This window comes from Acidisphaera sp. S103, from assembly GCF_009765975.1.
In the GTDB taxonomy this organism is placed as follows: domain Bacteria; phylum Pseudomonadota; class Alphaproteobacteria; order Acetobacterales; family Acetobacteraceae; genus Rhodopila.
Genome location: NZ_LMUJ01000059.1, coordinates 45769 through 57436, shown reverse-complemented (window position 1 = coordinate 57436; position 11668 = coordinate 45769). Strand labels below are relative to the sequence as shown.

Sequence of the window (11668 nt, the reverse complement as noted above, 5' to 3'; positions counted from 1 at the left end):
TGCCAGCGTTGAGGCTGGTTGTGCCGGCCGCGGCGATCGTCCCGGTCACATTCATCGTCGTGGAGCCGGTCTCGGTGATGGTGACGTTGTTGGCGGTCAGCGGGCCGGAAATGCCGGTGTTGCTGACGTTCTGCATGGTGAAATCGCCGGGAACCACGACGGGGCCGAGAGGCGAAACGACGGTGTAGCTGCCGATGGTGCCGATGCCGCTGTCGTTGCCGACGGCAAGCGAGACCGGGCCTGTGTGTCCCGTCAGGGTGCCGATGTTGTTGAGGGAGCCGACGCCGGATTCGGTGACACCGCCGGTGGACTGCAAGTCCAGGGTCGTGGCGATGCCGGCCAGATTGACCGAACCGGTCACGTTGATGGAGCCTGCGGTCGTGACAAGGTTGGGAGCGGTACCGGATGCGCCGATGCGCAAGGTCTGCGCGCTGATCTGCGCCAGCGTAGCCTGCGTCAGCGAAAGGCCTCCGGGTCCACCGAGGGTGACGGTGTTGCCGTCGGTACTCGGCGCCAGTTCGACCGTTGTGGCCGTCAGCTTTCCGCTTCCCGCGAAGTTGTCGGCGTCGGCGATGATCTCGATCAGCCCGCTGGTGCTCGAGGTGATGCCGCCCACGCCGCTGGTGGACACGCCACCGGGAGCTGCCGTTTGCAGCGAGACGTTGCCAGAGGCGGACAACGCGCCGGCGACGCCGATGCTGCCCGTGTTGACCATGCTGAAACCGCCGTTATTGACCGTGAAGTTGCCGATCGTGGTCAGCGGGGAGGCGACACCGGGCAGGTCGACGTCGCCGATCACGTTGCCGCTGCTTTGCAGCGTCGCCACATCGATCGCGCCACCGGTCTGAATGACGCCGCCGCCGGTGGTGGTCAAATCGAGCAGGCCGGCATTGACGGTGCCGGTGAGGGCGATCCCGCCGGTGCCGGCCGACATTGTCACGCTGGCGGTGCCGGTGTTCAGCGAACCGTTGAACGTCAGGCTGCCGGCGGCGGTGAAGCCCCTGATGGTCTTGTCGCCCGCGGTGAACAGAACATTGCCGTTATTGGTATTGATGAAGACGCCGCTGTCGATTGTGAGGTTGTTGCCGGCCCGCAGCGTCAGGGTGCTGCCGGGAATGGTGCCGCCCAGGAAGATCGACGCGCTGACCTCCAGGTTGTGGACTGCCTGCAGCTCTACGTTTCCAGTGAAACTTTCGATTACGAAATTTTCGATCGTATCCGGCGTGTTGGTCAGGCCGTCGCTGGCCAGGACCGTGCCGTTGTTGGTCTGGAAATTGTTGTCCTCGGTGCCCTGGCCTTCGGTACTGATCACCGTCAGGTCGAAGGGGTCGAGCAGGATCGTTCCGGGCATGCCGATCGGTGCGGAAACGTTGATCGATCCGGTCAACGAAAATCCCTGGTTGCCGGACACTTCGACGAACCCGCCATCGCCGCCTTGCGGGCCCCCCATGGCGGCGATGGTGCCGGCCATGTTGGTGGATGTGGTGGACAGGACAGTGACCCGACCGCCATCCCCCTTCCCGAGGGCATTGGCCGCGATCGTCGCGCCCGCCTGCACGGTCACGTTGGCCGCGGTGCGCTTTGCGGTAACGCCCGGTCCGCCGGCGGCTCGCTTCAACGTCGTGCCGATCGCCACCAGGCCGCCACCAGTCTGGCCGGAGGCATCGATCCGAGCGCCGGATGCTACCGTGACGTTGCCGTTCGTGTTGACCTCGATACTGCCGCCTTTCGTGCCGGCTGCGACACCCATCGCGTCCAACTGGCCGACCACGGTGATCGCGCCGCCGATACCGTCCAGCGTCACGGTGCCGGCGCGGCTGCCGACACTGTTTGCCTGAATTTTGCCGCCGGCATTCACCAGGGTCGTCACCAGGCCATCGGCGGCGCGCGCCGTCAGCCGAACCGAACCGCCATCCGCGGCGATCACACCGCTGTTGGTTACCAGGGCCGTGGCGCCGTTCGGCAGCTTGGTCACTTCGCCGGTGACGTCGAGCGACAGCATGCCGTCGCCGTAGAGATCGAGCGTCGCCTTGCTGGCGCCCGCCAACTCGACATGCCCCAACCTTGCGGTGATGACACCGGAGTTGACCACTTGTGGCGCCACGAGTGCTGCCAACCCCGCCTGCTTTACGGTGATATGGCCTTGATTGATCACCGCCGCGTTCGAATTGGCGGCCTGGTCCATCACCAGCTTGCCGCCGTTCAGGAAGGCCTTGGTCGCGGTGTCGCTGCTGGTTGTCGCGGACACCATCAGCCCGGCGGTGTTGACCTGCGAACCCTTGTAGAACGTGACGCCCGACTGGTTCTGGATCACGATCTGGCCGTTGGCGTCTATGCGGCCGGCGATCTCCGACGGGTTAGGCCCCACGACGCGGTTCAGCGTGATCGCGCTGGACGACGGTTGGTTGAACTGCACGCTCTGCTGGCTGCCGACATTGAAGCTTTGCCAGTTGACGGCCCCGCGCTGGCTGGTCTGATCGATCGTGGTCTGATTGGCGCTCTGGCTGATCGAAGCGTTGCCGCCGACGACGACCCCACCCGTGGGACGCGCGTTCGGCGCGGGTTGGGCCGCGGCGGGGAGCGAAATCACTACCGAAACGGTCGCGCACAGCGCGGTGCTCAGCAGCAATGCCGGCCGCCGGTGTCGCACGACGGTCAGGTGTTTCGGATTCGGGTCACGCCGCGGCTTAGCCATCGTTAATCCCCCGCTGTCCGGACCGCGATCGTTGCGATCCGCCTCGCCATCTCAGAAATGTCCAAGCACGCGCCAGTACAGGCCGATACCGTTCAGCGCCGAGACGTTGGCACCCGATCCGTTCGGATAGCGATTGAAACGTCCCACGGTTTCAAAATCCACTTCGACGTTGCGCGTCGCCTGAACCCGAGCGCCACCGCCTGCCGAATTGACCATCGTCGCGAAATCCGTTGACTGGTTCTGCCACGTTTCGCCCCAATCGTAAAACAGATAGAACTGCGTTGCGACATCGGGTGCCAGTTTGACGGCGGACAGGTTCAACGTGGTATTCAGTTGCAGTTCTGCGGTCGCTGCCAAAGCCTTGTCGCCGGCGACCTGGCCGGAATAATACCCGCGGGTGAATTGCGAGCCGCCGAGGTAGAATTGCTCCGCCGGGGGCAGTATATCCGAACTCCATTGACCGATCAGCAGTCCCATCAGGGCGACGCTGGCGCCCTGCCACGGCCTGAACAGGGTCTGGGTGCGGGTGGCCTCGAAATTGATCTTGAAGAAATCGCTGTTTTCGTTGGCGCGCGCGGCATTGGCTGCGAGACCGTTGGCTTCCGCCCCCAATATCTGCAGGCCCTTGGACAGCCGTACGGACAGGGCGTTTGCCGCCGGCCGGTCATTGCCGAACCAGAGATCCGACATCGCGTACTCTTCGCCAAGGCGCAGCACCCGCAGCGAATCGTAGCTGGTGAGGGTCTGCGGCTGGCCGGTGTGGACATTCGATTCCAGGGCGTCCAACGCGCCGTAGATATTCAGTGTCTGCTGGCGTGAGCGGATGATCGGATAACTCAGCATGCTGCCCAGAACCGTGGTCGTGCCGTTATAGTTCAGCACCGCGAGCGGGTTGCCGCTGCCACCGGTCGGCTGGGAGCCTCCATAGCCGGCATACAGCCTCAGCTTCAGCCCTGAACCGCCGAGGAACATCTCCTCGGCGACCTGGCCGAAATTCTCGCTGTTCGGGAAAGCGTGATAGAAACTGAGCTCGGTCTTCTCGCCGAGTTGGGTGAAGCTGTTGAGGTCCAGCACGCCCAGCCCTTCGTTCGGCCCGGTCTGTGAGAACGCCCGGTTGTCAAAACTGATCAGGCCGGAGACCGCTTTTCGGGTTACCTGTGCAACAAGATTGAGCGCGCCGGGGTCGTCGGTGGAGGGCTGCAGGACCGCGCGCAGCGTGATCCCAGGAACGTCCTGGGCCAGCAGCAGGTAACGCTCCAGCGTCGACGCGGTGATCGGCTGCACCTCGGTCAACTGGTTCAGGAAGCGCAACACCTGAACGCCCGCCGGGCCGATGTCGCCGTCCAGTTTGACACTGGCGATTCGGCCTTCGGTGACGATGAAGCGCAGATGACCGGCGGAGTCCAGCTTCGCGGCGACAGAACTAAGGATGTATCCCGTGGAACGATAGCGTTGCAGGATCGCCTGTCGCGCCGCATCGATCTTCGTCAGCGGCACTGCCGGCCCGGTGACGTCACGGGTGAAACCAGTGATATCGGCCGATGGGAATGCCGTGACGCCGTCTACCGAAACATCGGTCACAAGCACGTCGCGGTTGGGCACCTCGCTGGAGGGCGGCGGCAGCACCGGTAATGCCGATCCGGGCGTGGTCGATGGCGGCGCCGGCGGCAACAGGCGCGGCAGGGGCGAGCCTTCAGGCACTTGCCGCAAGACCGGCGGCGCCTGTGCCATCGCTGGCGCGACGGTGCACATCACGGCCAGCGCAACGAGCGTGAAACGGATTGCGCGCAGGGTTCCGGGCACGTCATGCCTGTCGTTCGTCGATTGCCCGCTGAACGGCGGGGTTTCCCCCTGAGGCTTTACCATTCCGCCTGTCTCCGCAGCCTGTGAATTTAACCTCGGAACGGATATCCAAACTTATCGCAGATATATCGATAGCGGCTGTGTATCGATCCGTCCATGCCGGTTCCGGTGGCCAGGGGAAATAAATAGCCTACTGGAACAGCACTGGATAGTTTGGCTCGCGTGTGCGCACCGGCTGCTGGCCATCTTACCACATTAAACCAGTCGTTGCGTATATCATATATCAACCCCGCCGCCGGGCGACGACGGATACGATTGGATCACTGGAACGTGATTGTCGTCGCTTCTGTGGCACGTTGTGGCGAACTGCTTCGCAAGGGGGTTTTTCGGGTTCCCACGAAGTCGGCGATACAATACTCTTGCAAGAAAATTGGGCGGGTTCAGGCGATCACTATGGTTTTCCTACAACCGAAGATTGAGTTCACTGGGGTGGAGATTGCAGTCGCGCGTGTGTGCCCACCGCACGGCGAGAGAGCTGAAATATCGACTACCGGATGTACGATGCGGGGAGAGTGCTAACGTGAGCGGTACCAACTCAGGCAATTGGAAGAGGGGCCCGGGGGGCGGTTGGATTCCGACTCAGGCGCCCGCAGTGCCGCCGCGAAATCAGGCGCCTCCGGTGCCACCGCGGACTGCCCAGCCACCGATGCCGGTCTCGCCGCTGAACGCCGAATTCCTTGCCAACCCATTGCTGTTCATCCGCAAGCATTCCTGCAGTCCGCCCGATAACGACGAGAGTTTTGGCGCGGAGCTCGCGCGTGTCACGCCGCTGGCAGGGGAAATTCTTTCTGGTGGGCAGGGTTCCTCGACCGGCGGTGACGTCGTTCGGAACAGCGTGAAATCGTTGAAGCGATTTATGCGGCTGAAGCCTCACACGAAACCGGATTTCCCGAACACGGTGACGCTGGATTTGAAAACCATGCGTGACACGCCGAACGACGATCGCATTCCCATCTACTGGTTGCCCTGGTTCTCATTGCGGATCATGGAAATTACCATTCCGCCTGTGCCATCCAATCTCGTCGACCCCGATGACGATGAATATCCGCGCTTCTTCTTTACCGCCGGGATCAACGGTTGCTCCGTTTTCGCGAAAGGCGAAGCGACGAATCCGACGATTTTCCACGCTGGGATCACCGGAAACCTCGGTCGCGGTGCTCCGCAGTTCTGGCGTGATCAAATGGCCAATACCGGTACAGGATATGGTGCATCGGCGATCAAGGGGGAGGCTAACCGGGACGATTACATGTTCACCAGACCGCAAGACAGCGCTTTGGCGAGCAAATACCTGGCCTGGCTATCCCAGGCATCGCCCGGCTCCAAGCCATTTGCCATCGATATCGGCAGTTCGTTCGGCTGCGTCTTCGGGATCCGCTTCGGGCGTCATTGGTCACTGTACCTGCAGGAATCGATGATGGTCAGCACTGTCCATTTCCACAAGAAGTCCGATATCGCCAAGGTCAAGCAACATAACAACGTTTCCTTTCAGGTGAAAGGAAGTCTCGTGAAGGCTGAACCGTTCCAGCACAAAGGGAACGTGTTTTCCAAGATTGTTGTGCCCCCGAAGAAGAAAGACGTCTTTTCAAGTAAGTCCACGAGGCCGCTTCCGCTACGCGTTTCGGAAATATATCCAACCAAGACATGGTCCAGGGAGTTGCTGCAGACCTTCGCTGAACACGCGGGATAGCACTGTTTCACGCCGACGGTATTGCTGTTTGACAACCAAGCGGATCAGCGTGCGGTTTTTTGTCGCGACGATCCCGACCGAACTGTAACATGTGGAAATGGTTGCGTGGGTGCCGGGCCTCGACAGCGGCAATAATTCGTATCGGATGATCTCACAACGTAATATCACAACCGCATCAATCCTGCTAAGCTGATCCTTGTCGTTAGCACATCGTCTCGCGGGGCGATGGGGTGAGGAGCAAGGTGGTTGCGTTTTTGGTGCCTTAGCCAGGTTGGACCGGCCAAATTGGCAGGCCTTGCTTTGGCCGGCTCATTGTGCGCGGGCGTGGCACATGCCCAGGTGCCGGCCCGTTTGCCTGTGCCGCCGCAGGGCTCACCGCTTCCGGGTCTCGCGGCACCTGAAGTGCCGAATTTGGCGCCCGGCCTGTCCCGGCCGCCGCCGCCATCCGCACCGGCGGAAACATCCACCGGGGCAACACATCCGATCGCCATTCTCGTTGTCGACGGCGTAACGGCGTTTTCGCCAGCCGCCGTTTCGGCGCTGACCGGTCGCCTGACCGGCCCCGCGGTGCCGGAAGGCCAGATCGAGGCGTCCCGGCGTGCGCTGGTCGATCTCTACCGGAGCCAGGGATACGTCTACACAACGGTCCGGGCGATCATCCATGGAACCGAGCTGCGATTTCAGGTGGTGGAAGGGTATGTCGCGGCTGTCAAACTTGATGGCGATATCGGGCCAGCGGGCCTCCAGGTACTACGCTTCCTCAATCATCTGGTCGGGGAAATTCCGCTAAAGACGACCGAACTCGAACGATGGCTGTTGTTGGCGCAGGATATCCCAGGGCTGACGGTTCGCTCGGTGCTCAATCCCTCGCTTGGAGACCCCGGTGCGCTGACCCTGGTTGCCCAGGTTTCCAGGCGCGTGGCGAGTGGATACGTTTCGGCCGATAACCGGGCGTTCAACCTGGCCGGTCCCGAGGAGGGGCTGGGCGTCTTCAACATCGACAGCCTGACCGAATTCGGTGAGCGAACCCAACTTTCCATGTTTGGTGCATTCGATGGCACCAACATCTTCGGGCAACTCTCCGAGGAGATGTACCTCGGCGGCTCCGGCCTGAAGCTGAAGCTTTACGGCGGTATCGGGAATTCAACGCCGTCCGGGGCGCTTGCCATTATCGGTTATGACGGGGTGACGCGGGTTTTCGGTGGTCAGATTTCGTATCCGCTGGTGCGGGCACGTACGGAAAGCCTGAATCTGACGGCGGCTTTCGACGCCACTGAAAGCGATATACAGAACGATCTGGGACTCGGCGGCACTTCGGTGCGCAGCAGTTTCGACAGCCTGCGCATGCTGCGGTTCGGCGCGGACTACGCGTTTTTGGATACGATCCTGGGTCCGGAACGCAGCGGCCTGAATGCGTTGAGCGCGAAACTCACGCAGGGGCTGACCCTCTTTGGCGCGTTGCCCAATGGCGACACCACGACACCACCGGCGCGGGTCGGCGAAAAGATCGATTTCACCAAGATCAGCGGCGAATTCTCGCGGACGCAAACGTTGTTTCATCCCTATGCGGATGCGACCATTGCGTTTGCCGGTGCCATCAGCGGCCAGTATGCCACTGAATTGCTGCCACCATCTGAGAAATTCTATCTTGGTGGCCCGACCTTCAATCGAGGGTACTATTACGGCCAGGTCAGTGGCGATAAGGCCGTAACGATATCGGCGGAATTGCAATTAAATACCCCGCTTCCGTTGTCCAATAAGATGCCTTTTGAAATCAAATCGCAATTCTATCTGTTCTACGGCTGGGGCGCGGCGTGGCAGAATACACCACTTGAGTCAGACGTGACACTTCGATCGGCAGGGACGGGCGTTCGCCTGTTCATCGCGCATTCCACCGAGATCGATCTCGAAGGCGTATACAGGATCAGCCTATTCCCCAACGGACAGGGGCCGGATGTGTCGCCATTGAACGCTGCTGCGTTCTATTGGCAGGTGTTGCAGCGGTTTTGACCAGGGTGTGCGGGTAAGAATGATGCATTCGCTCTTCGTAGAGAAACGGTAATGGCTGAAATCGTTCGCGGGTGCAGCCGTCGCGGCCTGCTGTCCTCGACGGCCTTGCAGGCAGTGGCCATGGTCGCGGTGCTGGCGATGGCGCAGCGGACAGCGCGCGCCCAACTTTCCCCCAATGCGCATCCAATGGGTGGCCAGGTGGTTGCGGGTCAGGCGTCTATCACGCAGACCGCGAACACCACCACGGTCACGCAGACGACCGCGCGGGCGGCGGTCGACTGGCAGTCCTACAATGTTGGCCGTTCGCAAACCGTGCAGTATGTCGACCCTTCGTCCAGTTCGGTGACCTTGAACCGCGTGGTCGGTCCCAACCCGTCGCAGATCGCCGGGCGGATCACGTCCAACGGTACCGTGATGATCGTCAATCAGGCCGGGCTGTTGTTTGATGGCAGCGCGCAGATCAACACGGCTGGCCTAGTGGTCTCGGCCGCCGGCATCACCAACAAGAATTTCATGGCCGGCAAGATGGTCTTCGATCAGGCCGCCAATCCTGGCGCGAAGATTGAAAACCGCGGCACGATCACGATCAAGAACCAGGGTCTCGCGGCGCTGGTGGCACCTCAAGTGGTGAATTCGGGGGTGATCAGAGCCAAGCTTGGCAAAGTGGTCCTGGCTGGCGCGGAGGCGGAAACGCTCGACCTGTACGGCGATGGGATGGTGTCCATCAACGTCACGAAGCAGGTCGCCACGGCCCCCGATGGCAGGCAGGCGTTGGTGACGAACACCGGCGCGATCAGTGCATCGGGTGGGACGGTCCTACTGACCGCACAGGCCGTGGATGGGGTCGTGCAGACGCTGGTCGACGCGGGCGGCAAGATCTCCGCGAACAGCGCAGGTGGCCGAACGGGACGCGTGGTGGTCACGGGGGCCGGTGGCGATGTCGAGGTCACCGGCGCCCTGACGGCGGATGGTCATGCACCGAGCACCACGGGTGGTTCGGTGGTGGTGAACACGACAGGCGCCGTGCGGTTGGCTTCGACCGCGCGGGTCAGTGCCTCCGGTCCGGCGGGCGGTGGCGTCGTTGCCATCGGCACGACACTGAAGCGGGCGAAGGGTGGACCGTCGGTCACCGGACAGAAGACCGCCAAAACGGTCACCGTGGCGGCTGGCGCGACGATCGCCGCCAACGCCACGGCGAAAGGGAATGGCGGCCGGTTGACCGTGCTGTCTACCGACCGGACAACGATCGCCGGAGCGGTCGACACGAAGGGTGGACCCCAAGGCGGTGATGGCGGCTTTGTCGAACTATCGGGCGGTGTCCTGTCGCTGACCGGATTGGTCGATGCATCGGCCCCGCTGGGCAAGACCGGTGCCCTGCTGATCGATCCCTCGGACTTATATGTTTCGGATGCGATGCCATCGTCGGCGACACCGGTCCTGTCGCCAGGGTCCAGTGTCGTCGTCAACAGTGGAACAGTGTCATGGGTCAGCCCGACAGAACTTGCGGCCCTGGCGGCGAACATCACGCTGAGTGCCGCGCACGACCTGTTCTTCGCCTCGGGCACGACGGGCGCGAACACGCTGAATCTGGGGGGCAACACCCTGACGGCGACCGCCGGCAACGATCTGACGATCGACCGGGGCTTCACGATCAATGCCGGCGCCATTTCGCTCACGGGCAGCGCCGGTGCCATCACGCTTGGCGGAACGTCCGGCGTCGACGCCGGCCTGATAGACGCTGCGCAGCTTGGCGCGCTGGGCGTCACCAGTCTGCAGGGACCCAGCGGAAGCAGCGTAACGATGCAGGCCGGCACAGGGATTCAACTCGCGGATGCGGCGATTGGCAGTAGCGCCGCGCCGCTGTCCACGCTGTCGCTTTCCACGATGGGCGGTGGGGTCACGCAGGCGGCGGGTGGAGTGATTTCCGCTGGCACTTTAATCAGCGGCGGTATCCTGGCCGGTTCGGTCGCGTTGGCGGGAACAGCGAACGCAATCGCGAACATTGGTTCGGTGGCGGTCACCTCGGGCGGATTCAGCCTGACGGACGGAATATCGCTGAATGTTGGCACACTGACAGCCGGTACGTCGGCGACAATCCAGGATACGGGCACACTGCTGGTTAGCGGGATGATCGCGCCGTCGGGGGCAGGGCCGATCGATGTCAGCCTGACGTCCGGGAATTTGAACTTGGCCGGCGTGGTTAGTGACGGCGGCTCGGGCACGACGACGCTGATCGCCAACCAGGGCTCAATCGGGCAGAGCGGCGGGAATGTGCTTGCCGGTACGTTGACTGGTCGCGCGGTGACGTCGGCGAGCCTGACCCAGCCAGCCAATCTTGTGGGCACCCTGGGCGTGTTCACAACCGGCGCGGGCTTCGCGCTGACTGACAACGAAGCGCTGTCGGTGACCGGACCTGTGACGGATACGGGGGCGTCCAGTACGTTGGCGCTGACCACTGGGACCGGCAACCTGACCCTGGCCGGCAATGTCAGCGCGACGAATGTGCTCGATCTGGTTTCAGCCGGTTCGATCGTCCAGGCCGGTGGCTCGATCCGCGCGGCGTTCCTGACCGGCAGTGCCGTTGCCTCGGCAAGCCTGACGCGACCGACCAATCTTGTGGGCACATTGGGCGCGGTCTCGACCGGGGCGGGCTTCGCCCTGACGGACAATGAGGCGCTGCTGGTGGACGGCGCGGTCAGCGACACCGGGGCGGCCAGTACGCTGGCGCTGACCACCAGGACCGGCAACCTGACCTTGGCGGGCACCGTCAGCGCGACGAATGGGCTCGATCTGGTTTCAGCCGGTTCGATTGTTCAAACCGGCGGTTTGATCGACATCGGGACTTTGACCGGCACCGCGGCGACGTCCGCCAGCCTGACGCAGGCGACCAATCTCGTGGGCACGCTGGGTGCATTCTCCACTACGGCCGGCTTCGCGTTGACGGACAACGAGGCGCTGACCGTCGCGGGCGCGGTCAGTGATACCGGGGCGGCGAGCACGCTGGAACTGATCACCAAGACCGGCGGCCTGACGCTGGCGGGCAATGTCAGCGCCAGCAACGTGCTCAACCTGGTCTCCGCGGGGTCGATCAGCCAGTCCGGTGGTGCGATCAGCGCCCGCACGTTGACCCTGACGACCACCGGTGCGGGCAATGTCGATCTGACTGGCCCCAGCAATCAGATCGGTGCCAGCACCGGCATCACGGTGAACGCGGGCAGCCTGAGCCTGGTGGACGAGAGGAACCTCGTGCTGACCGGCACCCAAAGTGCGAATCAATTGTTCTTCGAGGTCGATGCCCCCGGGGGTGGCTTGCAGTTCGGTGCCAATACGATGGGCGCCGCTTTGACCGCCACAAGCGGCCCCATTTCGCTCGTCGCCGATACGATGACCGAGGGCACCGCGGCCAGCACGAT

General features: G+C 62.7%; 5 protein-coding genes. 3 read left to right on the top strand and 2 right to left on the bottom strand.

Going from position 1 to position 11668, the window contains the following annotated elements; translation table 11 throughout:
- Both GSQ89_RS18570 and GSQ89_RS18565 read right to left on the bottom strand, forming a co-directional pair.
- On the bottom strand, window positions 1-2695 hold a 2695-nt coding region (locus GSQ89_RS18570; protein ID WP_158927932.1), incomplete at its 3' end, for a filamentous hemagglutinin N-terminal domain-containing protein.
- Window positions 2696-2746: 51 nt separating this feature from the next.
- Entirely contained in the window at window positions 2747-4561 is a 1815-nt protein-coding gene (locus GSQ89_RS18565; protein ID WP_158927930.1) for a ShlB/FhaC/HecB family hemolysin secretion/activation protein, read from the bottom strand.
- A gap of 517 nt (window positions 4562-5078) precedes the next feature.
- Here GSQ89_RS18565 and GSQ89_RS18560 point away from each other — a divergent pair.
- From GSQ89_RS18560 to GSQ89_RS18550, 3 genes are all read left to right on the top strand, one after another.
- The gene (locus GSQ89_RS18560; protein WP_158927928.1) at window positions 5079-6245 is read left to right on the top strand and encodes a hypothetical protein; all 1167 of its coding nucleotides are present in this window, start codon (window positions 5079-5081) and stop codon (window positions 6243-6245) included.
- A gap of 324 nt (window positions 6246-6569) precedes the next feature.
- The gene (locus GSQ89_RS18555; protein WP_371734274.1) at window positions 6570-8255 is read left to right on the top strand and encodes a ShlB/FhaC/HecB family hemolysin secretion/activation protein; all 1686 of its coding nucleotides are present in this window, start codon (window positions 6570-6572) and stop codon (window positions 8253-8255) included.
- Window positions 8256-8306: 51 nt separating this feature from the next.
- On the top strand, window positions 8307-11668 hold a 3362-nt coding region (locus tag GSQ89_RS18550; RefSeq protein WP_158927924.1), incomplete at its 3' end, for a filamentous hemagglutinin N-terminal domain-containing protein.

Excerpts from the sequence above, each read along its gene's own strand:
- GSQ89_RS18565 (WP_158927930.1), bottom strand. The coding sequence starts at position 4,561 with ATGGTAAAGCCTCAGGGGGAAACCCCGCCGTTCAGCGGGCAATCGACG.